The 26,510-nt window shown below is 62.1% G+C and carries 25 protein-coding genes and 3 pseudogenes; 15 read left to right on the forward strand and 13 right to left on the reverse strand.

The window, feature by feature from the left end; genetic code table 11:
• Window positions 1-196: 196 nt before the first annotated feature.
• The 5 genes from NOV21_RS02120 to NOV21_RS02140 are packed head-to-tail and all read right to left on the reverse strand — an operon-like array spanning window position 197 to window position 3,645.
• On the reverse strand, window positions 197-1,873 hold the full coding sequence (locus NOV21_RS02120; RefSeq protein WP_283171240.1) for an FAD-dependent oxidoreductase: 1,677 nt from the start codon (window positions 1,871-1,873) through the stop codon (window positions 197-199).
• A 14-nt stretch (window positions 1,874-1,887) separates the two neighbouring features.
• Window positions 1,888-2,133, reverse strand: coding sequence for a 4Fe-4S dicluster domain-containing protein (locus NOV21_RS02125; protein WP_283171239.1), 246 nt, complete (start codon window positions 2,131-2,133; stop codon window positions 1,888-1,890).
• 55 nt (window positions 2,134-2,188) lie between these two features.
• Complete coding sequence (locus tag NOV21_RS02130) at window positions 2,189-2,623, reverse strand: hypothetical protein (protein WP_283171238.1); 435 nt, start codon at window positions 2,621-2,623, stop codon at window positions 2,189-2,191.
• Complete coding sequence (locus tag NOV21_RS02135) at window positions 2,574-3,116, reverse strand: hypothetical protein (protein ID WP_283171237.1); 543 nt, start codon at window positions 3,114-3,116, stop codon at window positions 2,574-2,576. Before NOV21_RS02135 ends, NOV21_RS02130 begins: the two co-directional genes overlap by 50 nt.
• Before the next feature lie 22 nt (window positions 3,117-3,138).
• A complete protein-coding gene (locus tag NOV21_RS02140; RefSeq protein ID WP_283171236.1) occupies window positions 3,139-3,645 on the reverse strand; it encodes a hypothetical protein in 507 nt (168 codons plus the stop codon).
• A 486-nt stretch (window positions 3,646-4,131) separates the two neighbouring features.
• On the opposite strand from NOV21_RS02140, the gene NOV21_RS02145 reads away from it, so the two are divergent.
• Together NOV21_RS02145 and NOV21_RS02150 are read left to right on the forward strand one after the other, a co-directional pair.
• The gene (locus NOV21_RS02145) at window positions 4,132-4,254 is read left to right on the forward strand and encodes a hypothetical protein (protein WP_283171235.1); all 123 of its coding nucleotides are present in this window, start codon (window positions 4,132-4,134) and stop codon (window positions 4,252-4,254) included.
• Window positions 4,255-4,414: 160 nt separating this feature from the next.
• On the forward strand, window positions 4,415-5,773 hold the full coding sequence (locus NOV21_RS02150) for an ATP-binding protein (protein ID WP_283171234.1): 1,359 nt from the start codon (window positions 4,415-4,417) through the stop codon (window positions 5,771-5,773).
• A 311-nt stretch (window positions 5,774-6,084) separates the two neighbouring features.
• On the opposite strand, the gene NOV21_RS02155 is transcribed toward NOV21_RS02150, so the two are convergent.
• Window positions 6,085-6,684, reverse strand: coding sequence for a MerR family transcriptional regulator (locus tag NOV21_RS02155; RefSeq protein ID WP_283171233.1), 600 nt, complete (start codon window positions 6,682-6,684; stop codon window positions 6,085-6,087).
• A 142-nt stretch (window positions 6,685-6,826) separates the two neighbouring features.
• On the opposite strand from NOV21_RS02155, the gene NOV21_RS02160 reads away from it, so the two are divergent.
• Entirely contained in the window at window positions 6,827-7,384 is a 558-nt protein-coding gene (locus NOV21_RS02160) for a flavin reductase family protein (RefSeq protein ID WP_283171232.1), read from the forward strand.
• Here NOV21_RS02160 and NOV21_RS02165 read toward each other — a convergent pair.
• Complete coding sequence (locus NOV21_RS02165; RefSeq protein ID WP_283171231.1) at window positions 7,363-7,581, reverse strand: hypothetical protein; 219 nt, start codon at window positions 7,579-7,581, stop codon at window positions 7,363-7,365. The two genes, NOV21_RS02160 and NOV21_RS02165, sit on opposite strands and share 22 nt — an antisense overlap.
• Between NOV21_RS02165 and NOV21_RS02170 the strand changes: the two genes are divergently transcribed.
• Together NOV21_RS02170 and NOV21_RS02175 are read left to right on the forward strand one after the other, a co-directional pair.
• On the forward strand, window positions 7,580-8,056 hold the full coding sequence (locus NOV21_RS02170; RefSeq protein WP_283171230.1) for a flavodoxin: 477 nt from the start codon (window positions 7,580-7,582) through the stop codon (window positions 8,054-8,056). The genes NOV21_RS02165 and NOV21_RS02170 overlap by 2 nt on opposite strands.
• Window positions 8,057-8,125: 69 nt before the next feature.
• A pseudogene (locus tag NOV21_RS02175) lies at window positions 8,126-9,130 on the forward strand (aldo/keto reductase).
• Between the two features lie 294 nt (window positions 9,131-9,424).
• On the opposite strand, the gene NOV21_RS02180 reads toward NOV21_RS02175, so the two are convergent.
• The 3 genes and pseudogenes from NOV21_RS02180 to NOV21_RS02190 form a co-directional block, all read right to left on the reverse strand.
• A complete protein-coding gene (locus NOV21_RS02180) occupies window positions 9,425-10,159 on the reverse strand; it encodes an HAD-IC family P-type ATPase (RefSeq protein ID WP_346428544.1) in 735 nt (244 codons plus the stop codon).
• 146 nt (window positions 10,160-10,305) lie between these two features.
• Window positions 10,306-10,998 (reverse strand): annotated as a pseudogene (locus tag NOV21_RS02185) (heavy metal translocating P-type ATPase); the annotation flags it as partial.
• Window positions 10,999-11,286, reverse strand: coding sequence for a hypothetical protein (locus NOV21_RS02190; protein ID WP_283171229.1), 288 nt, complete (start codon window positions 11,284-11,286; stop codon window positions 10,999-11,001).
• Window positions 11,287-11,447: 161 nt separating this feature from the next.
• On the opposite strand from NOV21_RS02190, the gene NOV21_RS02195 reads away from it, so the two are divergent.
• From NOV21_RS02195 to NOV21_RS02210, 4 genes are all read left to right on the forward strand, one after another.
• Window positions 11,448-11,993: a TetR/AcrR family transcriptional regulator gene (locus NOV21_RS02195; protein ID WP_283171228.1), complete on the forward strand. Its 546-nt coding sequence runs from the start codon at window positions 11,448-11,450 to the stop codon at window positions 11,991-11,993.
• 300 nt (window positions 11,994-12,293) lie between these two features.
• Window positions 12,294-12,869 carry a hypothetical protein gene (locus NOV21_RS02200; protein ID WP_283171751.1) on the forward strand — a complete coding sequence of 192 codons (576 nt, stop codon included), beginning with the start codon at window positions 12,294-12,296 and terminating at the stop codon, window positions 12,867-12,869.
• A 349-nt stretch (window positions 12,870-13,218) separates the two neighbouring features.
• Entirely contained in the window at window positions 13,219-13,638 is a 420-nt protein-coding gene (locus tag NOV21_RS02205; protein ID WP_283171226.1) for a hypothetical protein, read from the forward strand.
• A gap of 94 nt (window positions 13,639-13,732) precedes the next feature.
• A complete protein-coding gene (locus tag NOV21_RS02210) occupies window positions 13,733-15,367 on the forward strand; it encodes a class I adenylate-forming enzyme family protein (protein WP_283171225.1) in 1,635 nt (544 codons plus the stop codon).
• 130 nt (window positions 15,368-15,497) lie between these two features.
• Here NOV21_RS02210 and NOV21_RS02215 read toward each other — a convergent pair whose 3' ends face one another.
• Window positions 15,498-17,987 (reverse strand): AfsR/SARP family transcriptional regulator, encoded by a 2,490-nt coding sequence (locus NOV21_RS02215; RefSeq protein ID WP_283171224.1) that lies wholly within the window; start codon window positions 17,985-17,987, stop codon window positions 15,498-15,500.
• A 493-nt stretch (window positions 17,988-18,480) separates the two neighbouring features.
• On the opposite strand from NOV21_RS02215, the gene NOV21_RS02220 reads away from it, so the two are divergent.
• From NOV21_RS02220 to NOV21_RS02230, 3 genes are all read left to right on the forward strand, one after another.
• Window positions 18,481-19,173: an iron-sulfur cluster assembly scaffold protein gene (locus tag NOV21_RS02220; RefSeq protein ID WP_283171223.1), complete on the forward strand. Its 693-nt coding sequence runs from the start codon at window positions 18,481-18,483 to the stop codon at window positions 19,171-19,173.
• Window positions 19,174-19,191: 18 nt separating this feature from the next.
• On the forward strand, window positions 19,192-20,193 hold the full coding sequence (locus tag NOV21_RS02225) for a GGGtGRT protein (RefSeq protein ID WP_283171222.1): 1,002 nt from the start codon (window positions 19,192-19,194) through the stop codon (window positions 20,191-20,193).
• Window positions 20,194-20,347: 154 nt separating this feature from the next.
• The gene (locus NOV21_RS02230) at window positions 20,348-20,665 is read left to right on the forward strand and encodes a YbjQ family protein (protein ID WP_283171221.1); all 318 of its coding nucleotides are present in this window, start codon (window positions 20,348-20,350) and stop codon (window positions 20,663-20,665) included.
• 389 nt (window positions 20,666-21,054) lie between these two features.
• On the opposite strand, the pseudogene NOV21_RS02235 reads toward NOV21_RS02230, so the two are convergent.
• Window positions 21,055-21,240: pseudogene (locus NOV21_RS02235) on the reverse strand (IS3 family transposase); the annotation flags it as partial.
• A 132-nt stretch (window positions 21,241-21,372) separates the two neighbouring features.
• On the opposite strand from NOV21_RS02235, the gene NOV21_RS02240 reads away from it, so the two are divergent.
• Genes NOV21_RS02240 through NOV21_RS02250 form a run of 3 tightly spaced genes read left to right on the forward strand, consistent with a single transcriptional unit; the run spans window position 21,373 to window position 24,493 of the window.
• Window positions 21,373-22,560: a tyrosine-type recombinase/integrase gene (locus NOV21_RS02240; protein ID WP_283171220.1), complete on the forward strand. Its 1,188-nt coding sequence runs from the start codon at window positions 21,373-21,375 to the stop codon at window positions 22,558-22,560.
• A complete protein-coding gene (locus NOV21_RS02245; RefSeq protein ID WP_283171219.1) occupies window positions 22,557-23,489 on the forward strand; it encodes a tyrosine-type recombinase/integrase in 933 nt (310 codons plus the stop codon). Before NOV21_RS02240 ends, NOV21_RS02245 begins: the two co-directional genes overlap by 4 nt.
• Complete coding sequence (locus NOV21_RS02250; RefSeq protein WP_283171218.1) at window positions 23,486-24,493, forward strand: tyrosine-type recombinase/integrase; 1,008 nt, start codon at window positions 23,486-23,488, stop codon at window positions 24,491-24,493. The genes NOV21_RS02245 and NOV21_RS02250 overlap by 4 nt, the downstream gene beginning before the upstream one ends.
• 104 nt (window positions 24,494-24,597) lie before the next feature.
• On the opposite strand, the gene NOV21_RS02255 is transcribed toward NOV21_RS02250, so the two are convergent.
• Window positions 24,598-25,134, reverse strand: coding sequence for an IS3 family transposase (locus NOV21_RS02255; protein ID WP_283171217.1), 537 nt, complete (start codon window positions 25,132-25,134; stop codon window positions 24,598-24,600).
• Between the last annotated feature and the right edge of the window lie 1,376 nt (window positions 25,135-26,510).

Consider the following 26,510-nt stretch of genomic DNA (forward strand, 5'->3'; position numbering starts at 1 on the left):
TTGCACCATGGTAACATGCAGTAACAGGCATAAACAGTCATGCTGATTTGACAAAAAAGAAGGCCCGTGCGGGGCCTGACCTGGGTGAAGCGAAATCGGGGGAGTCTATCTAACTGCAAAACTCGGGCGCAAGCCAGCATCGCAGCTAAATGCAGCGGGGCAACCCGAAGGCGGCCCCGCTGTCGTGCCGTAAGCTCTACTTCCTACGTTTGCGCCATTCCAGCTTCACGCCATCTTCCGAAAGACGAATCGTCTGGAACATATTGTTTAGCAACGGGTTCGTATAAGCGTAATCGACCCTACGATGCATGCCGCGCGATTCCTTGCGATTGCGTGACGTAATGGCAACAGCCTCTGCGAGATCAATCAAATCAAACAGCTCCATCGTACGCATGAGCTCATGAGCGTCTGCGCATCCAATATCGCTCCTTGCATACGAACGCAAATCATTCAGATACTTCATACCAGCGCGCATCATGTCGTCGGAGCGGACATGCAGGCTAATATAGTCTTGCATAATCACCTGAAGCGTGGAGTTCGCTTCAAGCCAATTGGCTCCGTTTTCGCGATTCATGAGCTTGTTGTAGAAGTCTACGCGTTGCTGGATCAAGGGGTGACTGCTTACGTCGCATTCGTCCACCGTCATCACGTATTGCGCTGCGGATTCGCCGGCAACATCGCCCCATACCGAGGCACTCGTAATGTTTCCCCGCACATTGCCGCAGCAGATGCCGGCAGCATAGACGCCTGGTACGTTCGTTTCAGCACCCTGGCCGATATCGATTCCTCGCTGCGAGAGGGAATAATCGTAGGTACCGAATTCCACCATGCTCTTATGCAGGTTAATCCCGCGCTGGTTCAAATAATCGGTAATCGAATCTATTCCCTCGCATTTGAACTGCCTATGTTGATAGGCATGGTCTTCTTCCGAGTAACCGGTGCAGTTCATGTAGGTAGGGCCGGTACCATGCTCGAGCCGATCGCCGAAAATTCCAGGGTATATGTCCATAAGGGCATCCCCGCGCTTACGATCGGGCTTATCAGTGAAAGGACCGATGGATTTGCCGTTGATGTCTGAAAGGACGCCGAACCATGTCGCTTTGCCGGACCGCGCGAAACCCTTAACGCCCGCATGCCTATACGGCACATCGATGTTCACCAACGCTGCACCCGCACGATACGCGATCGCCGCTCCACCAGCCGACGCAGGGCAGCTGTGCGTGTTGAAGATATAAGCGGGATTCACATTCGGATACATCCTCATCGCTTGAGCCGTCGCCACCAGCACGGCCTTGGCCTGGAACACGATGATTTCGGGCGTATCCTTCGCAAGGCTGAATCCTATGGCGCCTACCGCCTTACCCTCCTCGTTTGTCAGGATATCGTTGATAAACACCTTGTTTATGATACGCGCACCGTTCTTGCGTGCCTCGCGTGTAAGGCGTTTCTTCTGATTGCTGCCGTCGTACTTCAGATGGTAGCACTGGCGTCCCGGCATGGTATGCCCTTCGAAATGATATTCCCCGGTAGGACGCATGTTGATGCCATAGGATTCCCATCTATCGATGATGCTCTTGGTGCGAAGCATCATCTTGCGCAACATCGCGGGATCCTGCCAGGGGCCGCCCTCCATGCCCTCGTTGATCTCGCTGATCACCTTTTCGAAATCATCACCGTGGCATTCGGGAATATAGCACATGAAATGGTCGTTGCCGCCGCAGCCAGAGCCCGATCGCAATGTGTTGGCTTTCTCCGCCACGAGCACATCCACGCCTTTTGCCGCCGCGGTGATCGCCGACTGCAGACCGGCGATGCCGCCTCCGACGATAAGGTACTCGGTCTTGACGATGTCTTTGCGAATTACTACATCCATGGTTCAACCCGTCCTTATTTCTCGGAATCTTCCGGAACATCCATCGTGAACATCATGTGCGAAAGCGGATAACGAATACTAATGGCGCCCTGCGGACAGTCCTTCATACATGCACGGCAATGCCAACATTCGTAGGGATACTTCACGCAAGGATGCTTCTTTCCCCGCTCATCGACCGTATAGCGAAAAACATCAAGCGGGCATATCTCAACGCAGGTTCCGCATTCGGTACATTTGCTCTTCTCAATGATGGGCGGCATGACTGTGCTCCTTTCGACGGGCTGTTATGAACTTGCTAAAGCTACGACCAATCAGTTACAGCGCCTGACTGCCGATTAGAAGGGCGATTACGGTAATCACAAGCCACGATCCCAAGATGAACAGCGGGGAAGTCTTCATGATGATCTTTGTGCTGCACCAGTCATTACCATGAAGCAAGGCGGAGCTTGCACTCGCAGCAGGTGTGAAAAACGCCAGGTGAACGCACATCACGACGATGATTACAGCGAGTTGCGGATCAAGATTGGCGGCGGTGCAATAGGTGTACACAACGGGCATCAAAGCCACACCGAGAGCGCCGTTGTTCATGAAGTTAGTAATGACGGTAGCGATAAGGCCGATGACTATCAAGAAGAAGATCGGGGATCCACTGTTGAAAATTGGGGTGAGCAGCGACATGAGCATCGGCGTAATGCCGCTATCAGCCGAAGTCATCAAGCCCGACAGAGGTTGGATGACGGCAAGCAGCAATATGATGCCCCATGCCACGCCTGTCGACCATTTTCTTGAACGGCAATAGGGCCTTTCCATCCACACGCAGCAGACACATGGCGCCTACCAGCAATACGCAGACGCCGGTGCTTCCTATTGCGCCCAGGAAAGCCTTGAGGCAAGAGCCCTCTGGGAGAAAACTCGGCAAAAGCAGCAAAACAACGAGGGCGATCAGAAAACCAAGCACGATTCGCTGCGTCTTGTTCAGCGCAAGATCTTGATTTCGTTTAAGCTGCTCCGTATCAAGCGACTGAAGCTTGCTCATATCGGGCTTGAATACGAGTTTGCCAACGAGTACGAAAACAAACGCGCAGGCGATGCAGCACAGAACGGCAATCAGCATATACGTTGCATAATCGATAGCCATACCGGACATGTTCTCGAACGCTCCGATGACGGTAAGCGGCACCTGCTTGAACGGAATCATAGACATGCCGATCTGAGCGGCGAACGCCACGCCGAACACCATCATCGTCGGATACGCTTCGCCCTTTTTATATCCGCACAGATCGCATACCGCATACAAAATGCTCCAGCCAATGAGCACGGCGGGCGATGAGCTGGTAAGACCCCCCTAAGAGGAAGATGGAAAGAAGGAAGACGAAGGTAAACGCCCACGGCTTGCCAGAAACGGCCTTGATGGTGATACATCTAAGCGAAATGAACCGGGATAATCCGTAATAGCTGATAGTTGCGCAGAATATGAAGATAAAGAACATCATTACTACGATGGGATCGCCGAAGCTCGCATTGAACAGCGCTTTCGGCCTCATGCCGCCTACCAGCATAAGCGCCATGAGGCCGAAGATGCTCGGCCATACGATTCCCACGGTGATCCAGCCGTATAACAAGCCGAAGAAGATTCCAAGCACGTTCATGCCGAGAGGCGTAAGAGGAGCGATTGCAGGCAATTGCCCGAATCCGAACATGATGGTGAGGCAGATTGCCGAATTCACCCAATACGCAATCGATTTACTTGATCTCGCTTCTCCCGTCGCCATTACAACCTCCCCTAAACAGACAACGATCCTTGCGATTCTCCGAGCATTTCGAAAAACGGCGCTCAGAGTCGCGACTCCCCCTCAGAAACCGTAATATGCGGCCCCCAAACTCTTGCCTTGCGATTTGCATTTACGATTTCCGGGTTACTTATGGGTATAACAAACGAAGTGATGGAAGCCCATTACCAGCTATTTCGCTCTGTGGCCGAAATAGGCACGGACAAGAATGTGGGGTCGAAATCAACACGGTCAGAAATGTGTCCGGATTCTGCGGGTGCGATCATTTTTCGTAACCGGCTGGACTGTGGTCCTAACGGTTGGTGCTTTTATCGACTTAGTAATTGAGAAAGGCTCTCTCTTTTCGACTCGCTGGGCCCCGCTCCCAGTTAACGGCACCCACATGCTGTCGATTCGCGCATACATGGCTTATCATTGTTAGATATAGCTAATAATGATAAGACGTTCTTTTTTAGGAGGCGCAACAGCATGAATAAGGTCCACATCGAAGAAGGCGGTGTCCAAGAAACCATGCTTGCCCCGCTCTATGGAAGGAAGCTGTGCGCAGAGCGCTATCCGACATTCTATCGGGACGAGTATGTCGAGATGTGACATTGCGATGCGGGAATTGCATTATAATTGGCAATCAACCGTTGTCATCTACCATGCGCATTGACGGTATTTATATATAGAAAAACATTGCGTATTGACGGTATATTATAATAAACATACCTTGCGTATAGACGGTTTACCGCAATTGAGGAGCATGTGCGTGGAACTGAAGAGGGACATATACGGCAAGCTAATGGAGTGGAAGGTCCAGTCCAGGGGCAGCACCGCGCTTCTCATCGAGGGCGCACGTCGCATCGGCAAGTCCACCATAGCCGAGAAGTTCGGACGTGAAAACTATCGCTCCCACATTCTGATCGACTTCGCAGTGGCGCCGCGAATCATCAAGGAAAATTTTAAGGATAATCTAAACGACCTCGATCGCTTTTTCCAAGTGCTGTCCCTGCAGTACGGGACGCGCCTCTACCCACGCGATTCACTCATCATATTCGACGAGATACAGCGTTTCCCGCGTGCGCGCGAGGCGATCAAGTACCTTGTTGCCGACGGTCGCTACGACTTCCTCGAAACCGGTTCGCTCATCTCGATTCGCGAAAGCGTGGAGGGCATCGTCGTGCCATCAGAAGAGCGCAAGCTCAAGATGTATCCGCTCACGTTCCCCGAATTCCTCATGGCGACAGACGAGGAGCCCCTGCTCGATTACATCCGTCAATGCTACGAAAAGCGCCAGCCGCTCCAAGATGCGTTCCACAAGCGCGCATCATACCTCATCAGGGAGTACATGCTCGTAGGCGGCATGCCGCAGAGCGTGGTCGCGTACTTGGAGGGCGGCAAGGATTTCGCTGCCGCCGACATTGCGAAGCGTCAGATTCTCGATCTGTATCGAGACGATATCAAGAAAGCCTCTCGTCGCTACAAGTCGAAGGTGTCCTCGCTGTTCGAATACATACCGGGCTATCTCTCGACCCACGAGAAGAAGGTCGTGCTTGCACGCGTGAACGCGCATGGTGAGTTCGAAGACTACGACGATCCGCTCTTCTGGCTCGGGGATTCGATGATGTGCAACCTCTGCTACCGATGCGCCGACCCGCACATGGGGCTCGCACTCTCGCGCGACGACTCGGCGGTCAAGTGCTACTTGGGAGACACGGGCCTGCTGGTCAGCTTGTCGTTTTCGGAAAACGAGCTTTCGTCGATGGAACTGTACCGAAAGATCATGGCGGGCAGGCTGTCGCTCAATGAGGGCATGCTGCACGAAAACCTCATCGCCCAGACGCTTGCGGCCTCGGGACGCGCGCTGTACTTCTATACGCACTACTCCGAGGAGAAGCACAGAAGCGATATAGAGGTCGATTTCCTTCTGTCAAACGAGAGCAAGACGAACCCGCGCGTTGCCCCTGTGGAAGTCAAGTCCTCGAAGAATTACACCACCACCTCGTACGATGCCTTCAAGAAACGCTTCGGCAACCGCATCGGAGAATCGATGATCGTGCATCCGAAGGCGCTTTCGTATGACGAACGAGGATTGCGCCTGCCGACATACATGTTCTTCTGCGTCTGAAGTTGGTCATAGCCGTCTTGGCCGATCCTTCGGGAATGTCGAGCACCGGGCATCCAGGCGGGTTGCCGATATGCCGGCTACGAAGCCAACGGCCGATGCGCCGAATGCAAGCGGCCCCTTGTCAGAATGCCAACCTCTCTGCCAGGCGCATAGTAAGATGAACTCGCAGGAGTTCAGCCGGGCCTTTGGCAAGCGCCGGCACGAGAGGGGACCAGGAGATACGCTTCGGAGTTCCCATGCTATCTTCGAACGATGCCGTTTTTTTAATCGGTAGTGATCAAGTTGATTCGTGGTGCGCTGAAGCAGAGTAGTCAACCATTGCCCAGATGCCATTCTGTTTGCTTGATTTTGGCGATGGTGAAACTGCAAGCGTGCGAAATCCGGGGCGAAATCGCCGGGCTGGTCTCTCCCTGCGGTCTGGGTGATTCTCGTAGCGTTTCGTTTCCTGTGTCTCTAGTACCGGTTGATGCGGCACCTCTTCTTGATGCGCGCGATCTTCGGCGGAAGGTCCTCCGGGGCATGTTCCTCGGCGTGTCGCAGGTGCCCGACTCGGCGGCCACGTCGTAGAACCAGCACTTGTAGTCGATGAAGTCGCGCGCGTTCTTCAGCTCCTTGACCTGCCCGTCGATCTCGTTTCTGCGCTCGTGAACGATCTCGCGGTGCCGCTCGATGGTGGAGTCACCCGCGCGGTACAGGTTGATGTACTCCTTGATCTCGGCGATGGGCATGCCGGACGCCTTCAGGCGCTCGATGAAGCGCGCCCACTCCAGGTCGTCCTCGGTGTACACGCGCATGCCGCCCCGGCTGCGCGCCACGTCGGGGAACAGGCCCCTCTTGTCATAGTAGCGCAGCGTGCTGGCGGGCATCCCGAGCTCTTCCGACGCCTCGCCGATGGTGTATATCTTCTCCATTCCCGCCCTTTCGAAACCTGAAAACTTTTTCGAGAAACATTATTGACTTGGACCATGGTCCAGGGTCAAGAATCTTTTACAGAGTTATCGATCGGTTGCGAAAGCCCGACGGCGACGTCGAACCCCGAGAAGGAGACACACTGTGGGCAAGAAGAACATCGGAAGCAAGCTGGCGCTATATCCCTGCCCCGTCGCGGTGATCGGAGCCATGGCGGAAGACGGCAAGCCCACCTGGACGCTGGTCGCCCACATGGGCGTCATGGGGCACGACCACGTGATGGTGAGTCTGGCGCAGCCCCACTACATCAACTCCTTCATCAAAGAGAACGGGGTTCTATCCATCAACGTCGTCGACGAAGGCTGGGTTGCTAAAGCCGACCTTTGCGGCATGGTGAGCGGCAACAAGCAGAGCAAGGCGGACTTCTTCTCCTGGACCGCGGGCATTGCGGGCGCGCCCGTCATCGACGACGCGAAGCTCGTCATGGAGTGCAGCGTTGAGGACGTCTACGGCACCAAGGGCTTCGACAACTTCATCTGCGCCATCGCCAACACGTACGCCGACGAGGCGATACTCAACGATAAGGGCAAGCCGGACTACGATGCGTTCAAACCGGTGCTCTTCGAGATGCCCAACTACAACTACATCAGATCGAACGGCGTTCTGGCCCCCTGTCTGAGCTACGCGAAAGGGGAGAGGTAGATGATCTCGAGGAGGGCGTTCCTGATCGCTGCGGTCGTTGCGGGTGGTTCGGTCTTGTTGGGCGGATGCTCTACTGGCGCTGAGACTTCCTCCTCAGCCTCTGCGGCGGCAAGCTCAACCCCGCAGTCTAGCTCAATGGCGAGCAGCCATTCGCCGTCCGCAAGCTCCGCCCCGCCGAAGGGCAAGGTTTTGGTCATGTGCTTCTCCGGAACGGGCAACACGCGCGCCGTGGCGCAGGGGCTCGCCGGCGAGATCGGGGCGGACTGCCTGGAGATCGAGCCCGCCCGGCCCTACTCCACGCAGGACCTGGACTACAACGACGAGACCACGCGCGCCACGGTCGAGCAGAACGAGGGCACGGCGCGGCCCGAGATCGCATCCGCCATGCCGGACTGGGGCAATTACGACACCATCCTGCTCGGACACCCCATCTGGTGGGGAAAGGCGCCGCGCATCATGTGCACGCTGCTCGAGCAGAACGCGGACTCGCTGACGGGCAAGCAAGTCGCCGATTTCTGCACGTCCGGCAGCAGCGGCATCGGCCAAGCGGCCGCGGAGCTCAAGGGCATCGCGCCAAACGCCGCATGGAGCGAAGGCCACCGCTTCGAGATAGGCACCGGCGGCGTCGAGGCGGCGGCGTGGGCGCGCTCCCTCGGGTTCGGAATCGGATAGCCAACAGAGGCTCTTGGCATGAAATACACGCAACTCGGCAACAGCGGCATCGAGGTATCGCGCATCTGCATGGGGTGCATGGGGTTCGGCGATCCCGCGACCGGCCAGCATAGCTGGACCGTGCGCGAGGACGCGACGCGCGAGATAGTGAAACGCGGGCTCGACCTGGGGGTGAACTTCTTCGACCCCGCCATCGCCTACCAGGGCGGCACGAGCGAGGAGTATCTTGGGAGAGCATTGCGTGATTACGCGAAGCGCGAAGATGTCGTGGTGGCCACGAAGTTCCTCCCGCGTACGCCCGATGAGATCGCGGAAGGAGTGAGCGGCGCCGAGCACGTTTCCCGCCAGCTCGACCTGAGTCTGCGACACCTGGGTATGGACTACATCGACCTGTACATCTACCACATGTGGGACTGGAATACCCCGATCGGGGAATACCTCGAGGGGCTCGACGCCGCTGTGAAGGCGGGCAAGGTACGCGCCGTCGGGATCTCCAACTGCTTCGCCTGACAGCTCGCGGAGGCGAACGCCATCGCCCGCGAGATGGGCTGGCCGCAGTTCGTCTCCGTCCAGAGCCACTACAACCTGCTCTTCCGCGAGGAGGAGCGCGAGATGAAGATGTACTGCGACGAGCGCGGGATCGCGATGATGTCATACTCCGCGCTCGCCGCCGGCCGCCTGTCGCGCATGCCGGGCACGAGGACCAAGCGCCTTGACGAGGACGCATACGCGAGATTCAAGTACGATTCAAGCGCCGAGCAGGATCGTGCCATCGTTGAGAGGGTTGCCGAGGTCGCCGCCAAGCACGGTGTCACAATGACTGAGGTTTTGCTCGCCTGGCTGCTCGGCAATGTGGCCGCCCCCGTCGTCGGCGCGACCAAGGTCTCGCATATCGAGGGCGCGGCTCGTGCGATCGACCTCGATCTTTCCAAGGACGAGGCCGCCTACCTTGAGGAACCCTACGTTCCGCACGCTCTCGCGGGGGTCATGGCGCAGAACACCCTTGCGGCGAGGAACATTGAGCACGTGTGGGTTAAGAACGGAAAGTATGCGGAAAGGGATGCAAGCAGGTAGCAGCCGGACCTTGGCTTGATCCGGACGGAAAGCGGCGTGCGAAACCGAAGGATCGACCCTTTCCAGGTATAACGTCCCGATTATCGCCAGTGGCGGTATAATTTTGGCGGTAATGACAGGATGCCCCATGTCATACGAACCGCCATTCGAGTGCAACGATGTGATCGACTCGCTCTGCATGGAAGCTGAAGGGGGCGCCTAGATGCCTATCTTTTGACGATCAACCGGATCGCGACGCGGATCGCCGGAACACCATGCGGCTATGCCGTTCGTCCCGGTTCTCGCCTGAGGTGCCTATCCCCGGTCCTGCTCGCGCAGCAGCAGCGCCGCGTTCACGATGACGAACACCGAGCCGAAATTGTGCCAGAGCGCTCCTGTCACGGGATCGAGAACGCCGAAGGCGGACAGCAGGATGGCGCTGAAGTTGATGACGAGCGATGCCCCGATGTTCTGCCGCACCTTGTGCATCGAGCGGCGGGCAACGTGCAGAAGGTACGGGACCCGCTCGATGTCGTCGCTCACGAGCACGGCGTCAGCCGACTCCACTGCGACGTCGCTCCCGATGCCGCCCATGGCAACGCCCGCATGGGCAGCGCGCAGGGCGAGCGCGTCGTTCACGCCGTCGCCCACCATGCACACCCTGCGACCGATCCCGCCCATCTCGCTGACGGCCTCGGCCTTGCCCTCGGGGGCCATGTCGGAGCATACCTCGCCTATGCCCACGGAGGCGGCGATGGTGCCGGCTGCCTGAGCGTTATCGCCGGTGAGGAGCACGGGTTCCACGCCCATCTCCTTCAGACGCGCCACGGCGCGCGGGGCCTCGCTGCGCACGGTGTCCGCCAAGGCGACAATGCCGCAGAGCTTGCCGTTGGCGACGACGCACACGACGGTCGCACCCTTTTCGAGGTAGTGCGCGGCGGAGGCGTCCACGGCTGCGCGGTCGACTCCCATGATGCCGAGCATGGCAGGCTTGCCCACCTCGACATCGCTTCCGCCCACCTCGGCGACGATACCCAAACCTGCGCGCACCTCCGCGGTCGCCGCGGGCTCGAAGGGAATGCCCCTCTCCTTGCACCAGGCGACGATGCCTTGCCCAGCGGATGCTCGGAGCGGCTCTCAGCAGACGCGGCGAGCGAGGCGAGCTGCTCCGTCGTGGCGTCGCCGGAAAGCGATTCCACACCAACCACGCGGGGCCTGCCATGCGTGAGTGTGCCGGTCTTGTCGAAGGCGACAGCATCGGCCTCGGCTAGCCGCTGCAGCGCGTTGCCCGTGCGCACGAGCACCCCATACTTCGTGAGGTTGCCGATGGCTGCAGCCACGGCGGTCGGGGTTGCCAGCACGAAGGCGCAAGGGCAGAACACCACGAGTACGGTGACGCCGCGGATGAACTCGCCGGTCGCTGCCCACACCGCTATGGCACAGGCCAGAGCCACGCCGACGAGCCAGCCTGCCCACCTGTCTGCGAGCCTCACCACGGGCGCCTTGTTTGCGTCGGCCGCCTCGGCGAGCGCGACCATGCGCTGCAGCGAACTGTCACCGGCGGGCTTGGTGGCGCGCATCTCGAAGGCGCCGGTCCGGCTCACCGTTCCGCTTACGAGCTCGTCGCCCTTGACCTTGTCCACCGACAGCGACTCGCCGGTCATGATCGACTGGTCCACGGTGGTGGACCCGAGCGTGAGCAGACCGTCCACGGGGATGGTTTCGCCAGCGTGCACGCGCAGGATGTCGCCCTCTACGATCTGCTCCACGGGCACGACGGACTCCTCCCCGTCGCGTACCACGCGGGCAGTCCTAGGCGTGAGCTCCACGAGCGACTCGATGCCCTTGCGCGCGCGATTCGCCGTATAGTCCTCCAGAAGCGAGCCGATCTACATGATAAGAGCCACCTCGCCGGCGGCAAACCACTCTCCGGCGTAGACGGAGGCCACGAGCGCCATCGACACGAGCACGTCGGCGGTCACGTCATGATCGCGCATGAGCCCTACGACGGCGCCAACCAGGATCGGCGCGCCGCATAGCACGATCGCCGCCCATGCCACGTCTACCGGCCACGTTGCGCTCACCCCTGCGAGTGACAAGACGAGACATACCGCGGACGCCCCCGCGCATGCCCCCGTCACCTTGGGCTCGTTGTCCAACCAGTCCTCGATGGCCATCTCCGCCTCCGCCCCCTTCCTTGACTGATCGCTCAGGAGGCCGTACATTTCATCTGATATCGAACATATTGTTTCGTAACGTCAGAAGCAGTTCAACAACCAGATGGCACCGGGAGTCCGCTAACGGACTTTTCGGGCGGATTGTTCGGAGGGAATGCGCAATGGATAGGAGGCAGGCGAGGACCAGGAGGGCGATCCTGGGTGCGTATGAAACGCTGCTGGCGACGAGGCGCCCCTCGGAAATCACCGTCGAGGAGATACTGCGCGAGGCCGACGTGGGCCGCTCCACCTTCTACGCCCACTTCGGTACGAAGGATGCCCTGCTCTCCGAAATGCTCGCCGATGTGTTCCACCACGTGACCGAGGTCGATGCTCCCGAGGAGGGCCACGACTTCGCCGGTGAGGAGGGCGTGGACTCGCAGCTCACCCACGTGCTCCTCCACCTGCACGACCAACAGAAGCGTCTGGCGCCGCTGTTCGAGGGCACGAGCGCAGAACTGTTCTGGTCGGCCTTCCGCTCCCAGCTTCTGCCGCTGGTGGAGAGGAACCTCGCTCACTGGCGCAATGATCGCAACGCCCTGGTGCCCGGCGACTTACTCGCGGCGCATGTTGCCACCACGTTCGTCGAGGTAGCGCGCTGGTGGTTCGCACGGGGACTCGTGCAATCGCCCGCCGAGGTGGATGCGCTGTTCGCAAGCCTCGTCTAGCCTGGGGCGCCGTCGGATATCCCGATGCGGCCACTTTGTCGATGTGGAGGTGCGTGCATGCCGTCTTGCCGCTTGCCTATGCGGCGCCGTGCCGCCTTCCGAGGCGGTGCGGTCCACGAATCGCCCCAGGCGGCCTGTATGTACTTCCATCTGGGGGACCCCGTGCGTGTCGAAGTCGCGGAAGCGGAATTGCCTGCCGACGGTGCTTCGATGCGCGCCCGCCTTCCCGCATTTCGCGGCATCCTGTGAATGCAAAGTAGGGAAATCGTGAGCGTCGTTCGACTGCGTTACCCTAGGCGCATGAAGAAATCGACGACATCCCTGAAGGCAATGTACCTCGACTGCCTGCGCGGCAATGTGCCCGTGCCCGAGGACAAGACGGGTTTCTTCTTGTTCCAGCTGCTCATGGTGGGCGGCATGATCTCATTCATGGTCACGTTCAATGGCGTGCGCCACGACGGCATCGGCTTCTTGGAGTATTCCCACTGGTTCTACCCCGTCATGTTCTGCACGGCGTTCGCGCTGCGCCGCACGGTCGCGAACAAGATCATGGGCTTTCTGATCCCCCAGTTTATCGAGCCCCGCCTCTCCGGCGTGAAAGCCGCGTTCGCCAAGACGCTGGCGAACGTCATGGTCATGTGCCCCATGGTCAGCTTGGCCGTGAGCCTCATATTGGAGGGGCAGAACTTCCTCGGCTACTATGTGCAGTCGGTCGCCGTCTCACTTCCGGTCGCTCTCTGCGTCAACTATTTCGTGGTCGGGCCCATCGTGAAGACCATCTACGCCAAGCGCATCGGGAACCGCAAGGCCGACAGCGTGCTAGCCGAAGTGCAACGCGTCGCCCGCCCCCTGACCGCGCTGCTGGGCATCGATTAGAACGGGTGTCTCGTTCGGCTCGGCCATTGCGTTCGCGCCCGCCGGCCGTTTTTCGCATGCAGCCTCACTCGAAGGTTCCGGGCGCTTGATATCGGAGGCCTGCCGCACCCCATGGGATTGCCGAAGAAAGAGGATCGCCCAGGATGTCGGTGCGGGGGAGGGATCTCCCTTCCCGGTATGCGCGGGATGGTTCCGGCCCTGTTTGCCCTTATGCGGCACAGAGGGTTTTTGACGGCGGCGTGATGATCCTTTGAATCGTTTGGCAAGCGTCTCAACTGGTGTTATAGCAATAAGCATGTTGCCATGCACGATGCCTGCCCCATCGCAGGCGCAGTCAGGAGATGTTCGGATGCTCGCGCAGATACTCGAAGCCGCCATGCTTCTCTGCTTCGGCCTTTCATGGCCTCTCAACGCGTATAAAAGCTACAAGGCCGCCACGGCTGCCGGTTCTAGTTGGCAATTCATCGCGTTGATCACCGTGGGGTATTTCGCCGGAATCGGCGCCAAGTTCGCCTCCGGGGACGTGAGCTGGGTGCTCGCCGTGTACTTTATCAACCTGCTGTTCCTCTGCGCCAACTGGTGGGTGTATTTCAGGAACGTGAGGCTCGATCGCGCCGCCGACGATCTCTTCGAGATGGACGGGGAGCGACGGCCCGTCGCGCCAACATTGCGGAAGACGCATCTGCACGGGGCGGTCGCGCCAACTCCTTCCTCTCCGCCGGAAAAGGGCTCGCCGTTCAATGCCGCGCCTCCCGCGCGGGATATGTAGCTGTTTAAAGGTGACCTTGCCGAGAGGACCGCACTCCGCGGCGCCGTTGCGCTACCATAGGGCAACTTATCCGCACGAGAGGACGCGAAAAGATATGCCCATCACCGATTTCCTGCGTCGCAACGCCGTGAAGTACGGCGACGAAGTGGCGCTCATCGAACGCAATCCGGCGATTCAGGAGCCGTTGCGCATCACATGGCGCGACTACGACCTGATCCAATCCACGGAAACGCAGCCGTATCGCCGCGAGATCACATGGCGGGTGTTCGACGAGAAGGCGAATCGCTTCGCCAACCTCCTCATCTCCCGCGGGGTGGGATCGGGCGACAAGGTCGCCATCCTGCTCATGAACTGCCTGGAATGGCTCCCCATCTACTTCGGCGTCCTGAAAAGCGGCGCCGTGGTCGTGCCCCTGAACTTCCGGTACACCTCCGACGAGATCGCCTACTGCATGGACAAGGCGGAGGTCGACGTGCTGGTATTCGGTCCCGAGTTCATCGGCCGCGTCGAGGACATCGTGCCCCAGCACGTGAAGGGGCGCCTGCTGTACTACGTGGGCGACGATTGCCCGACCTTCGCGGAGGATTACGGGGTCCTGGCGAACAACTGCTCGAGCGCCGATCCCATGATCCCCCTGACGGAGGACGACAACGCGGCGATTTACTTCAGCAGCGGCACCACGGGCTTTCCCAAGGCGATCCTCCATCCGCATCGTTCCCTCACCCAGGCCGCGGTCATGGAGCAAAACCATCACGGGCAGACGCACGATGACAGGTTCCTGCTCATCCCGCCGCTCTACCACACGGGTGCGAAGATGCACTGGTTCGGCAGCCTGGTGTCGGGCAGCTCCGCCGTCATACTGCGCGGTGTGAAGCCCCGGGCGATCTTCGACGCGGTGAGCGAGGAGTGCTGCACCATCGTGTGGCTGCTCGTCCCCTGGGCGCAGGACATCCTCGTCGCGCTCGAGTCGGGCGAGCTGAATGCCGCCGACTACCATCTCGACCAGTGGCGCCTCATGCACATCGGAGCGCAGCCGGTTCCCAAAAGCCTCATCGACCGCTGGAGGAAGCGGTTCCCGCATCATGAGTACGACACCAATTACGGCCTTTCGGAGTCGACCGGGCCGGGCTGCGTGCATCTGGGCGTGGCGAACATCGACCACGTGGGCGCCATCGGCGTGCCCGGATACGGCTGGGAGGCCCGCGTCGTCGACGAGGCGGGAGATGAGGTGGCCCAGGGAGAGGTCGGCGAGCTCGCCGTCAAAGGCCCCGGCGTCATGACGTGCTACTACGGCGACCCGGAGGAGACCGCCAAGACCATCCGCGACGGGTGGCTGTTCACCGGCGATATGGCACGTTGCGACAGCGAGGGGTTCCTGTGGCTCGTCGACCGCAAGAAGGACGTCGTCATCAGCGGCGGGGAGAACATCTATCCCGTGCAGGTCGAGGATTACATCTCCACGCACCCGGCGGTGAAGGACGTGGCTGTCATCGGCCTTCCCGACGAGCGTCTCGGGGAGATCACCTGCGCCGTGGTCGAGCTGAAACCGGGCGCCCGCCTGACCGAGGAGGAGTTCAACGACTTCTGCCTGAAGCTGCCCCGCTACAAGCGTCCTCGCCGGGTCATCTTCGCCCCGGTGCCCCGCAACCCCACCGGCAAGATCGAGAAGCCGAAGCTTCGCCAGAAGTACGGGGTCGAGCATCTGGTGCTCGAGGAGAACCGGTCGTAGCCCGCTGCGGCCGAGCGCGCGCCGCTGGGTTCTTCCGGCCGGAGCGCGCCCGGCTCCAGCATCACGGCTGCCGGCAGATCGCCGTCCGTCCCCTTCTCGGGGGCGCGGCCATCGCGGGGGCGCGATCCCGTCAATCGTCGATGTCATCGCCTCCGATGATGCGCAGGTAGAGTCGATGGAGCCGCGCGGAGGGATCCATCCCCAAGCTGCGCATGCGCTCGACGTACCGGGTCCATGTTTCGATGGCTGCCGGGCGCTGCCCCGCCTGGCTCTGCAGCACCATGAGCTCCTGGTAGCAATCCTCGCGGTCCGGGCCCCATTCCAACGCCTGCCTGCCGAAGTCGAGCGCCGTGCGGACGTCGCCCTGCTCCCTCAGCCTTCCCGCTGCGCCCAGCACCGCATCGACGGCGGCGTCGCGGCATCTGATGCGCGCGTGCGTGATGGGAAGGTCGTCGGCTGATCCGGGAAGCAACTCGCCCACGTAGAGGCCGCGCAGCCGCTCGAGGATGCCGACCATGCCCTCGGGCGCGGATCCTTTGCGGGAAAGCGTGCGGCACAGGTCGAACAGCTCGCCGACATCGGATTCGACCAAGCTTGTGTCGAGTCGGACGATGCCCTGCGCGCGCACGATGTACGGGCAGTCCCCGTTGGGAAGCGCAAGCGCCCGCTTGAGCTTGCAGAGTATGTTCGAAAAATTATGGTTAGCCCGGTCGGGGGAGCTGTCGGGCCAGAGGGCGGCCGCCAGACGGGAGCATGCCACATCGCGCCCCCGCTCGATGATGAGCAGCGAGAGGAGCTGCCGGGTCTTCTGGCGGGAGAAGCGGCCCTCGTCGATTGCCTCGGCGCCGCGTGTGACGCGGAAGCGGCCGAACAGCTGCACGTAGATCGGCGGGGCGGCAGCGGGAGGCTGCTGGTCGGGCAAGGGGAAGGGCGACAGGGCGGAGGGGGCGGGCGGCGCTTCGGCTTGCCGGCGCCGCAGCGCCGCCCGCTGCTCGGCGAGATAGCATTCCGCAACCCCGCGCGCGGTCCGGTCGACATCGAGCACGATCCCCGCGGCCTCGGCCTGCTTCGCCAGGAGCGCATCGGACAAGGTGATGCGCGCGCCTACGTGGCTCCTGCCGAGAAAGGATTGGCATGCCGCCCGTGCACGGTCCATAACCGGCCCGTCGATAGCGCCCGACAGGCGCAGCGCGCATGCCAATGCGAGGGCGTCGTCGCGCTGCGGGGATGGCGGAAGCGCGTCGAGCACGCGGGGGAGCGCGTCGCCCGGGCATTCCCCGAGAGACCATGCGGCAAGCAGGGCGGGGGGTGCCTCGTCATGCTCGCGCACGTACTCGACCTCCCCCGTTTCGCGGCGTTTGCCGATCTGGTCGAGGACCTTCGCCGCGTCATCGGCGAGCAGCAGCGCGAATGATGCGGCGATCAGACGATGCCGCCGCGCCGCGCCGGCTGATCGGGCGATGCGGGACAGGTCCTTGAGCGGGTTGCCCCCGCCGTTCAAAAGCGCGCGCCTGATCGCCGAGCCGAGTTTCAGCGCCGTATACATGCTCTCCCGTCTTCCCGCGAGGCTTGCGAACACGTCTTCCAAGGGGAGGATGCCGCCTTCCTCCATCAGGTCTTCTTGGACCGCCCCGAGCCATTGCGCCCGCTTTTCGGCGGGGCAGAGCCGGTTGACGATATGGGCGGCACGCTCGAATAGGCGTTTTGCGGCCAGCTCGTCCGCCAGTCGCAGGGCAAGCTGCGACCCGCTGGCGGCGGAGCAGGCGTGGGCGATGCAGCGCAGCCTCGGTTGGAATGCGCGCAGCACCGCATGCAGGGAGAACCCGCGCGCCGAGAATTCGCGGCAGTGGGTGTCGATCGCCAGATACGGAAACGCTCCTCCCGGACGGTCGGATCGGAGGGGTGTTTCCCCTCCTGCGAGCCTGGCGAGGTCGGCGAACGTCCCGTCTTGCAGCACCAGCATGAGGAAGAGCAGCGCATTCTGCCAATCCGTGCCGTCGGCGATCGCGCTGACGAGGAAGCGCTCCTGGTCCCGTTCGTCGGCGAAGACGAGTCCGGGTATCCGCCTGATGCCGTTCGAAGCGAGCTTCCCCGCATCCAAGGCGGGATCCGATTGCGCGATGAGGGCCAGCTCCTCATCGGTCAGAAGGAACGAACGCGGCTCGACGACCACGCACGAGGCCGCGTTGCGCCTCAAGGGGTTGGCGCCCGGGGTGGACGAGACGAGCACCTCCCGCCCGGATCTCACGAGCCGCGAGCAGCATTTCCACAGCGCCGCCGCGCGTCGCGGGTTCAGTGGGGGGACGTCGTCCAATACGATGAGGCCCCTCTCCGCAACCAGCTCCATGAGGCCCTCGGCGATGATCCCCGCATCCAGGTCGCGAAGAAAGCACGGGCTTTGCGCCGATATCCAGCTGGTGTCATGGAATTCGAAGTTCAGCTCGGCGTACGTGCACGCGAGCGCCGTCTTGCCGAAGCAAGTGGGCGCCAGCAGGTACCGCACGCGGGTGCGGTCGCTCATCAATTTCGTAAGCAGGGCGTTACGGGTGAAATAGGATTCGCCCGCCGCCGTTTTCGGACGCATGCCGTCGCAGATGCTCGCCGCAAGGAACGACTTCACAACGCACTCCTTCGCTCTCGACAAAGGAGATAGATCCAGGAGGGGCCATCGACTCTACCACGCCCTGCGGGGAAAGCAAGGACGCGGATACGTCCCAAAGCGGCGGGTTCTGCCCAGACGTCCTGCATCCGTCCACGTTATCCCCTGTTTCCGCGCGGTGCTTTCCGGAGCCGTTGCGATTCCCCGAACCGCGAGCGAGTCCAAATGCCCCGTCAGCGGCCATGCGGCACGGTGCCTTCTCCCGAGTCCCGCCTGCTGCGGAACGCCGCATCGGGACTCGGCGGGGGCTGCTCGCGATGCGCCGCGGGGTGGGCGGGCACCCCGTTCGATGCGGCTGCGGATGCCCGGCCGCGCACTGCGTCCCTCTGCCCCCGGCGCCGGGGGAGGGGGCTATTCCCGGGACTTCTCGGGAATGAATTGTTCCCGTCTGGGAGGGCGCATTGCGTGGTATCTTGAATTCATTGGGGAAGACCGACAGACAGAAAGGGTTGGCATGATCTATTCCGCGGAAGTTGAGAATATGTGCCCCATCGCAAAGGGCGCGTATCACGGACCCGCTCCCATTCCCGAAGAGGGTAAGTGGATTCAGGCGAAGGAGATTTCAGACATCTCCGGTTACACGCACGGCGTCGGATGGTGCGCGCCGCAGCAGGGCGCGTGCAAGCTGAGCTTGAACGTAAAGGACGGCATCATCGAGGAATGCCTGATCGAGACGGTCGGATGCTCGGGCATGACGCACTCCGCCGCCATGGCGAGCGAGATCCTGCCCGGCAAGACGATTCTGGAGGCGCTGAACACGGACCTGGTCTGCGACGCGATCAACGTGGCAATGCGCGAGCTGTTCCTGCAGATCGTGTACGGGCGCACCCAGACGGCCTTCAGCGAAGGCGGCCTGCCCGTCGGCACCGGCCTGGACGACCTGGGCAAGGGCTTGCGCTCCATGATCGGCACCACGTACGGGACCAAGGCGAAGGGTGCACGCTACCTGGAGCTCACCCAGGGCTACGTTACCCATCTCGCCTTGAACGACAAGGACGAGATCATCGGGTTCGAGTACGTGAACATGGGCAAATTCATGGACGCGGTCAAGGAAGGCGTGGACGCCAACAAGGCGCTCGCCGATGCTTCCGGCAAATTCGGCCAGTGGGACAATCCCGCCAAGGTCATCGACCCGCGCAAAGAGTAGAGAGGGAGGTCTGAAGACATGGCTGTGACATTCGAAGGCTACGAACGCCGCATCGACGGGATCAACAAGGCGCTCGAACAGTACGGAATCGCCTCGCTCGAAGATGCCGAGAAGATATGCACGGACCTGGGATTCAATCCGCGCGAGATCGTCATGGGCGTCCAGTCGATCGCATTCGAGAACGCCGCCTGGGCTTACACGCTCGGATGCGCCATCGCGGTGAAGAAGGGTGCCGAGACCGCTTCCGAAGCGGCGTCCGCCATCGGCGAGGGCCTGCAGGCGTTCTGCGTGCCGGGAAGCGTGGCCGACGATCGCAAGGTCGGCTTGGGCCACGGCAACCTGGGCGCCATGCTGCTGGGCGAGGACACCGAATGCTTCGCCTTCCTAGCGGGGCACGAGTCCTTCGCCGCGGCGGAGGGCGCCATCGGCATCGCCAACAACGCGAACAAGGCCCGCAAGACGCCGCTGCGCGTCATCCTCAACGGCTTGGGCAAGGACGCTGCGCAGATCATCGCGCGCATCAACGGCTTCACCTACGTGAAGACGAAGTTCGACTACTACTCGGGTGAGCTCGGGGTCGTGGATACCATCCCGTACTCCCAGGGCCCGCGCTCCAATGTCAACTGCTACGGCGCGGACGATGTGCGCGAGGGCGTCGCCATCATGTGGCGCGAGAACGTGGACATCTCCATCACGGGCAATTCCACCAACCCCACGCGCTTCCAGCATCCGGTCGCGGGGACGTACAAGAAGGAGAGCCTGGAGGCGGGGAAGAAGTACTTCAGCGTTGCCAGCGGCGGCGGCACGGGCCGTACGCTGCATCCCGACAACATGGGCGCCGGCCCCGCCAGCTACGGCATGACCGACACCATGGGCCGTATGCACTCCGACGCGCAATTCGCCGGCTCGAGCTCGGTCCCGGCCCACGTGGACATGATGGGCCTCATCGGCATGGGCAACAACCCCATGGTCGGCGCCACCGTGGCGTGCGCCGTCGCCGTGAACGAGGCGCTCAAGTAGCATCGCCTCCAAGCCGCCGCTATGCGCCCCGGACCCCGTTCGCCATGGTTGCGCGGGTCCGGGGCGTTTTCGTCCAAGTGCCGGCTCCCAGTGCCCCAAGGGCGGGATTATGCGATAATCGCCCCGTATGGAAAACCGACCGAAAGGGCTTCCCATGTTTGTCTCAACCACCGACTACATCCCCGGCTACCAGTATCAGATCCTCGGCATGGTGCGCGGTAACATCGTGACATCGAAGAACATCGGCCGCGACATGATGGCGGGGTTCAAGTCCATGGCCGGCGGCGAGATCAAATCCTATACCGACATGACCAACGAGGCCCGGCAGATCGCGGAGGATCGCATGATCGCGGCAGCGGAGGCGCTCGGCGCCGACGGCGTGGTGGGGACGCGTTTCTCCGGCGACAGCGTTCTGGACGGCACCATCGAGATGCTGTGCTACGGCACCGCCGTCAAGTTGATCCAGGGGTAACGGGACTCCGTGCAGCCATAAGATGGGGTACGGGCCGGAGCGGTTGTCGCCTTTGCATGCAATGCGCTTCCGCCGCTCGCGGAGATGCCATGGGCCTGTTGCGGATACAACGAAAGGGCGTCAAGCAATCGCATCTCGGAGAAAATCCGATAAATCCTGAGCGCTTTTCGGACTTAGGAGCCGTCCATCCCCATGGATCGGCTCGGAACGGCGGGGTTGCATGCGTTGCTTCCGCATTCCCCCAGGTCGGGGTTTCTCGGCCGGGTCTGGTTTGCCCGCATTTCCGAAAAGCATGGCTCCTAAGTCCGAAAAGCGCTCAGATAATCGCTGTTTTTCTCCGAGCCGACTGGAACATTTCCATCCGGGGCTCCGGGCGTTTTCCGGACAGTCTAAGCGGCTATCCCCTTGCTCCTGCGGTACTCGTTCGGGCTCATCCAGCCGAGAGGCTTCTTGATGCGCGTCTCATTACATGCCTCGATGTGCCCGTTCACGGCGGTGACGAACTCCTCGAAGGTCACGCCCTCCCAGTCGCGGTAGTAGAGCATCTCGTTCTTCAGCCGTCCGAAGAACCCCTCTCATGTGCCGGGCAACGTTATGTGCCGGTAGGAAGCTGGGCCGCAGGTCGCCCCCGCCCGATGAACGAGATTGGGCACATAACGAGGTAACGTCTCCCTATCGGGATTGGCATCCTACCGAGGGGAGACGCAATGGAAAAGATACAGGAGCATCTCGGCTATTTCCACGCCCACCTGCTGGAGAACGGCTACTCCGAATCGGCATCCAAGAACTACCGGTTCAGGGCCAGCACCTTCCTGAAGCAGAGGCCCGAGGCGCTCGATGCCGGCGAATCCGACGCTAGAGAGATCGTGGAAGACTACATCTCCGGCCTTCCTAGCAACACGGCTTCCACGATACCGGCTGCGGCGGTGAGGAGATGGTGGGCGTTCCGGTTCGGCAAGCCGTACCGCGACCGCATCGTCCCGTCGAAGATCGAGGCGAGCGAATCAATCGCCGCGGAGCTCGCGGAATTCGAGCGCTACCTCGTGGCGCACGCCAACATCAAGCCGGTCACCATCCGCAACAGAGTTGCCGCCTTAAAGCTCTTCCTCTGCGCGACGTTCCCGGACGGCGACTTCGAGCGCAGGGCGATAACGCTGCAGGACGTCGTCGGCTACCACACCTCGACCGCGACCGGCGAGGGGCCCAGCATGCGCGCCCTGCAGGGAAGCGACCTTCGCTCCTACATACGGTTCCTGCGCTGGGAGGGCGTGGACGACATCCCGCTCGACGCGGTGTCCCTGAGCGGTCCCACGCGGCGCGACCACACGATCCCCGGACGGCTCGACGAGGGGGACTACGAGGCGCTGCTGGCGTCTTGCGACACCGGCACCGAGCGCGGCGCCCGCGACGTCGCCATGACCCTGTGCATGGGCAACCTGGGGCTTCGCGCGTGCGACGTCGCAAGGCTCACCGTCGACGACATCGCATGGGCGGACGGCACCGTCACCGTGCACGACTCGAAGAGCAAGACCGCCAGGGTCCTGCCCCTCGACGAGCGCACGGGCTCGGCTATAGAGAGCTATGCCGTGATGCGCGGCAAGTCGGCATCCACGCGGGCGCTCTTCCTGAACACGGCGGGCTCGCCCATAGAGTCGTGCCAGGTGCAGACCGCGATGTCGCTCGCGGCGGGGCGCGCCGGGATAGAGGCGTACCACGGCACCCATGGGCTGCGCCGCATGGTCGCGACCAACATGGTGAACGCGGGCGTCGACGCCAAGACCATCGCCGACGTGCTCGGTCACGAGCGCATCGACACGACGATGGGGTACATGAAGGTGAGCCTGCCCAACTTGCGCAAGGCAGCTGCCCACTGGCCCCGGGAGGCAAGATCATGAACGGGATCGAGACGATGGTGAACGGGTTCATCGAGTACAAGCAGGCCCTGGGGTTCGACTTCGCGGGCGAGGCCCAACGGCTGCGTGCCTTCACCGCTTACCTCGGAGGGGATCCCGCGACCGAGGAGGCGGCTCTGTCCTGGGCATGCAGCGGACCGGGGCATCCCAGATCCTACCATGCCCAGAGATACGAGACCGTGAGGCGGTTCTCCGAGTTCGCGCATGCCCTCGACCCCGTCTTCCCGGCGATGCGTCCCGGCCTCCTCGGCAGCACGTCCGACCGGGTTGTGCCCTACATCTACTCCGAGGAAGACGCGGCCATCCTCATGCGGGCTGCCCTCACGCTGAAGTCCCCCGACGGGCTGCGCGGCATGGGGCTGTCATTCCTGATCGGCCTCATGTGGGCGTGCGGTCTGCGCGTGGGCGAGGCGCTGGGCCTCGCCGATTCCGACTTCGACGGCGCGGATGGCACGCTGGCGATCAGGGATTCCAAGTTCGGGGCATCGAGGCTGATCCCGGTGGCCGACGATGTCGCCGGACATATCGCCGCCTACATGGAATCGCGCGATGGCGCGGGACCCACCCACCATGCGCCCAGGATGATCGTCTCGACGGGTGGCAAGCCGCTGACGAGGGATTCGGCCGAGAACATGTTCTCCGAGATCAGGTGGTCGCTCCTGGGCAGGGGCGAGTACTTCGGCGGGCGCAAGCCGCGCCTGCACGACCTTCGCCACGCGTTCAGCGTGAGGGCCATATTGCGGTGGCATGCCGAAGGCGAGGATGTCAACGCCATGATGCCGTTCCTGTCGGCGTATCTCGGACACCGCAAGCTGTCCGACACCTACTGGTACCTCACCGGCGTTCCGGATCTGATGTCGGTCGCCGCCGACTCGTTCCGCGCGATGGGGCTCGGGGGCGATGCGACATGAAGGACGAATTCCCGCAGCTGGTCGAGGGGTTCTTCCTCCAGTGGATGGGTGCGGGCAGGCGCCTGTCCGCCCAGACCATAGCGTCGTACCGCGACGCTTTCTCCCTGCTGCTGCGCTGGTTCCGCGACGAGCGCGGAATCCCGGCGTCCGATGTGGGCGTGGGCGACTTCACCGCCGAGAACATTGACGCCTTCCTCCTGTTCCTGGCCGAGAAGCGAGGCAACTCGGCGGCCACCGTGAACTGCAGGCTCGCCGCCCTGAAGGCGTTCTGCTCGTACGCCGCCTACCGGGCGCCCGAGCGCCTTGCGGAGTTGAAGCGCGTGTCTGATATACCGCGCCGGACGGAGAAGAGGCGAGAGGTGGACTACCTCACGCGGGAGGAGGTGGGCTGGCTCCTGGCCGCATGCGACCTCACGACCGGGCGGGGCCGGGAGGACCATCTCATGATATCGATGCTGTTCAGCATCGGCATGCGGATCAGCGAGCTCGTGTGCCTGCGCATGGCCGACTTCGAGCTTCGCGGCGGCAGGAACGTCGTGCACATCCTGGGCAAGGGTCGCAAGGAGCGCTCGCTACCCATGTGGCCCGAGGTAGCGCAGGAGCTGGCGGACTTCGCGGACGATCGCCACCTGGAAGACGGAGACTCCGTCTTCGCCGGGCGCAACGTTAGACATCTGTCGCGCTCGGGGGCGAGGAGCAGGATAGACGCCATCGTCGACCGCGCGGCCAGCTTCCACCCCCAACTTGCCGGCAAGCGCATCTCGGCGCACGTCTTCAGGCATTCATGCGCGATGGCGATGCTCGAGTCCGGGGTCGACCTCTCGACAATCGCCATCTGGCTTGGTCACGAGAACGTGCAGACAACGCATAAATATATGGTCGCGGACATGGCCCGCAAGGAAGCCGCGCTCCTGAAGGTCCATCCCGGAAGCAGCGGCAGCGGGGAACGGCCCAAACGTTATTCCCCGAAGGGCGATGTCCTGGACTTCCTGATGTCGCTGTAGAAGGCTTCTTATGTGCTGGGCTGCGGGAATTATAAACGTGTGACCTGCGGCCCAGCTTCCTACCGGCACATAACGTTGCCCGGCACATGAGAGGGCTTATGTGCTTAGGCACATAATCCCTCGCACGCCGAGTTGTCCGGGGAGCAGCCCTTCTTCGGCATGGAGCGCTCCACCCCGTGTTCATCGCATGAGGATATCCACCCCGGCCAGCGGCAATGGCAGCTGTGGTTCGAGTGCCCGGCCGGGTGCTCGCCTTCCCCGAGCGTGCCGATGGCGTCCAGCAGCATCGAGTTCGCGGGTTCGGCGTTGGGCGACGTCGGCATCCTGTGCGCGACGACCTTGCCGTCGAAGCAATCGATGACCGGCGAGAGGTGGCATTTGAACGGCGGCAGGGCGAACTGCGTGATGTCGGTAAGCCGCAGCACGTCGGGCGCGGCGGCGTGGAAGTCGCGGTTGACCTTGTCCCTCGGATGCTCGCTTACCCCGCCCTTGTGGGAGCTGTAAGCCCGCTTATGCTTGCTGTAGATCACGGCGAGCCCCTCCTCGCGCATGATGCGGCGCACGACCTTCTTCGAGACGATGACGGGCGCGCCCCGTCGTGCGGGCTCCTGAGCTCCGCCCATATGCGCTCGGAGCCCCACGCGGCGCCTTCGCGCCGGAATATCTCCGCGACGCGCACGCGCAGCCCGGCGTATTTGTCCGGGCGGTCCATCGCCTTGACCCGCTCGTAGTACGTGGAGCGCGCAAGCCCGAGCTCCCCGAGCAGCGCGCCCAGCCAGGATTTATCCCCCAGCGCCCTGGCTATCGTCGTCTTCTCCCTGTTGGTTAGGTTCGAGGTGTCGGCGCCTGGGTCTTTTTTTAGCACCTCGATCGTCTGCTCGAGGATGGTGTTCTTCAGCTCCAGCTCGCAGGCGCGGCTGCGCAGCTCGTCCTCGCCTTCGCCGTCCCCGCGACCGGGCCGCGGGTCGGCCGTGCCCTCGATGTCCCCCCTCGTTTATGAGCGACAGCTCTCCTTCCCCGAGGAGCCTCCTGCGCCAGTTGAAGATCGTGCGCTTCCGCACGCCCGACTCCTCGGCGAGCGCGGCGGCGTCCTCGCCGGCGGCGAGCCTGCCCGCGAGCATGCGCTTCTCCTCGTAGGGCAAGTATCGGGAGGTTTCTTCCCGAAGGGCCTTCCTTCGGCCGCCTGGTCCCTCCAGCTGGCAACCGAACTCTTGGAGGAGCCGGTCACGCGGGCCGCTTCCGCGGCGTTGCCGCCGCACTCGCCGAGGACGTAGAGCGCCCATTCCCCGTCTGCTTCGCTGTACACTCCAGCCTCCAATCTGGACACGTTGAAGTGTCCGGGTTTTTGTCCGGAGCCCATTCGCTCATAACAGCGAAGGTTTTGGCCCTTGCAAAAAGCTCATTGCAGGGGGTGTAATCAACAAATCGTCCTATGAAGTCCAAGGAGGCTGCGACGGCCTGGTTGATCTGGATGTGTCCGGCAACGCGCAGCTCTCCGGTCTTTCCTGTAACGACGACGTGAACATTGCCGGCCTTGAGTCCAGTCAGCTCGAGGAGCATTGGGTTCAGGCGTCCGTTCGCGGTGGCGTTGGCGATGGCACGCGGTTCAACTACAAGCTCGGTTGGAGCGACGACGGGCTGCTGACGAAGGCGACCAGCACGGTGGGAGGCAAAACCGCTAACGGCATCAGCTTCGTCTACGATTCCGACCGCAAGCTTCCCCAGAGGATACGGAAACAGGGCCCTTCGACATTCACCGATACGTGTGGCTACGATGGATCCGGCTTGCTCCAGCGCATGGGATGCAAGGGCGAATGCCAACGCGGGGCGAGCGAGACGGCTACCGACCTGGAGCACGATGGCCAAGGGCGCCCCGAAGGGGGCGAAGGGGGCGAAGGGGGCGAAGGGGGCGAAGGGGGCGAAGGGGGCGAAGGGGGCGCCTTTCGAGGGTTTGTGGCTGTTTCATGGGCCGCTTGCCCGGATAACGCCCCGCCGCTAGAATACATCTTTGCGTCGC

It is taken from the genome of Curtanaerobium respiraculi, from assembly GCF_024609215.1.
Classification (GTDB): Bacteria; Actinomycetota; Coriobacteriia; order Coriobacteriales; family Eggerthellaceae; genus Curtanaerobium; species Curtanaerobium respiraculi.

Excerpts from the sequence above, each read along its gene's own strand:
- NOV21_RS02120 (WP_283171240.1), bottom strand. The coding sequence starts at position 1,873 with ATGGATGTAGTAATTCGCAAAGACATCGTCAAGACCGAGTACCTTATC.
- NOV21_RS02125 (WP_283171239.1), bottom strand. The coding sequence starts at position 2,133 with ATGCCGCCCATCATTGAGAAGAGCAAATGTACCGAATGCGGAACCTGC.
- NOV21_RS02135 (WP_283171237.1), bottom strand. The coding sequence starts at position 3,116 with ATGATGGTGTTCGGCGTGGCGTTCGCCGCTCAGATCGGCATGTCTATG.
- NOV21_RS02140 (WP_283171236.1), bottom strand. The coding sequence starts at position 3,645 with ATGGCGACGGGAGAAGCGAGATCAAGTAAATCGATTGCGTATTGGGTG.
- NOV21_RS02145 (WP_283171235.1), top strand. The coding sequence starts at position 4,132 with ATGAATAAGGTCCACATCGAAGAAGGCGGTGTCCAAGAAACCATGCTT.
- NOV21_RS02155 (WP_283171233.1), bottom strand. The coding sequence starts at position 6,684 with ATGGAGAAGATATACACCATCGGCGAGGCGTCGGAAGAGCTCGGGATG.
- NOV21_RS02170 (WP_283171230.1), top strand. The coding sequence starts at position 7,580 with ATGTGCTTCTCCGGAACGGGCAACACGCGCGCCGTGGCGCAGGGGCTC.
- NOV21_RS02165 (WP_283171231.1), bottom strand. The coding sequence starts at position 7,581 with ATGACCAAAACCTTGCCCTTCGGCGGGGCGGAGCTTGCGGACGGCGAA.
- NOV21_RS02190 (WP_283171229.1), bottom strand. The coding sequence starts at position 11,286 with ATGGCCATCGAGGACTGGTTGGACAACGAGCCCAAGGTGACGGGGGCA.
- NOV21_RS02195 (WP_283171228.1), top strand. The coding sequence starts at position 11,448 with ATGGATAGGAGGCAGGCGAGGACCAGGAGGGCGATCCTGGGTGCGTAT.
- NOV21_RS02200 (WP_283171751.1), top strand. The coding sequence starts at position 12,294 with ATGAAGAAATCGACGACATCCCTGAAGGCAATGTACCTCGACTGCCTG.
- NOV21_RS02205 (WP_283171226.1), top strand. The coding sequence starts at position 13,219 with ATGCTCGCGCAGATACTCGAAGCCGCCATGCTTCTCTGCTTCGGCCTT.
- NOV21_RS02210 (WP_283171225.1), top strand. The coding sequence starts at position 13,733 with ATGCCCATCACCGATTTCCTGCGTCGCAACGCCGTGAAGTACGGCGAC.
- NOV21_RS02220 (WP_283171223.1), top strand. The coding sequence starts at position 18,481 with ATGATCTATTCCGCGGAAGTTGAGAATATGTGCCCCATCGCAAAGGGC.
- NOV21_RS02225 (WP_283171222.1), top strand. The coding sequence starts at position 19,192 with ATGGCTGTGACATTCGAAGGCTACGAACGCCGCATCGACGGGATCAAC.
- NOV21_RS02230 (WP_283171221.1), top strand. The coding sequence starts at position 20,348 with ATGTTTGTCTCAACCACCGACTACATCCCCGGCTACCAGTATCAGATC.
- NOV21_RS02240 (WP_283171220.1), top strand. The coding sequence starts at position 21,373 with ATGGAAAAGATACAGGAGCATCTCGGCTATTTCCACGCCCACCTGCTG.
- NOV21_RS02245 (WP_283171219.1), top strand. The coding sequence starts at position 22,557 with ATGAACGGGATCGAGACGATGGTGAACGGGTTCATCGAGTACAAGCAG.
- NOV21_RS02250 (WP_283171218.1), top strand. The coding sequence starts at position 23,486 with ATGAAGGACGAATTCCCGCAGCTGGTCGAGGGGTTCTTCCTCCAGTGG.